Source organism: Pseudomonas syringae (genome assembly GCF_021606685.1).
GTDB classification, from domain to species: Bacteria; Pseudomonadota; Gammaproteobacteria; order Pseudomonadales; family Pseudomonadaceae; genus Aquipseudomonas; species Aquipseudomonas syringae_R.
In genome coordinates, this window is sequence record NZ_WKCB01000158.1 from 1 (window position 1) to 866 (window position 866).

An 866-nucleotide genomic window follows, 5' to 3' on the forward strand; every position below is an offset into this window, starting at 1 on the left:
GCCAAGGCCGCCCTCGACAAACTCGACGTCGCCGAAGGCCTCGCCGAACTCGAAGGCTCCGCCGCCCGCGTCGCCGTTGACGAAAAGCGCATGATCAACTGCCGCGCCGACCTCAACCAACTCGTGCCCTTCAAGTACGACTGGGCCTGGCAGAAGTACCTCGACGGCTGCGCCAACCACTGGATGCCGCAAGAGGTCAACATGACCGCCGACATCGCCCTGTGGAAAAACCCCGAAGGCCTGACCGACGACGAGCGTCGCATCGTCATGCGCAACCTCGGCTTCTTCTCCACTGCGGATTCGTTGGTCGCGAACAACCTGGTCCTGGCCGTGTACCGCCTGATCACCAACCCGGAGTGCCGCCAGTACATCCTGCGCCAGGCCTTCGAAGAGGCGATCCACACCCACGCCTACCAGTACTGCATCGAATCGCTGGCCATGGATGAAGGCGAGATCTTCAACATGTACCACGAGATTCCATCGGTGGCCAAAAAGGCCGCGTGGGGTCTGAAGTACACCCGCTCGATCTCCGATCCCAAGTTCGAAACCGGCACCGTCGAAACCGACAAAGAGCTGCTGCGCAACCTGGTCGCCTACTACTGCGTCCTCGAAGGCATCTTCTTCTACTGCGGCTTCACCCAGATCCTCTCCATGGGCCGCCGCAACAAAATGACCGGCGTCGCCGAGCAGTTCCAGTACATCCTGCGCGATGAGTCGATGCACCTGAACTTCGGTATCGATGTGATCAACCAGATCAAAATCGAAAACCCACACCTGTGGGATGCCGAGATGAAGGAAGAAGCGACCCAGATGATCCTGCAAGGGACGCAACTGGAGATCGAATACGCGCGCGACACCATGCCACG

Annotated in this window: 1 protein-coding gene; it reads left to right on the forward strand. The window is 59.8% G+C overall.

Annotated elements, in window-relative coordinates:
* A partial coding sequence (locus GIW02_RS27005) for a ribonucleotide-diphosphate reductase subunit beta (protein ID WP_236420077.1) occupies nt 1-866 on the forward strand: 866 nt, incomplete at both ends.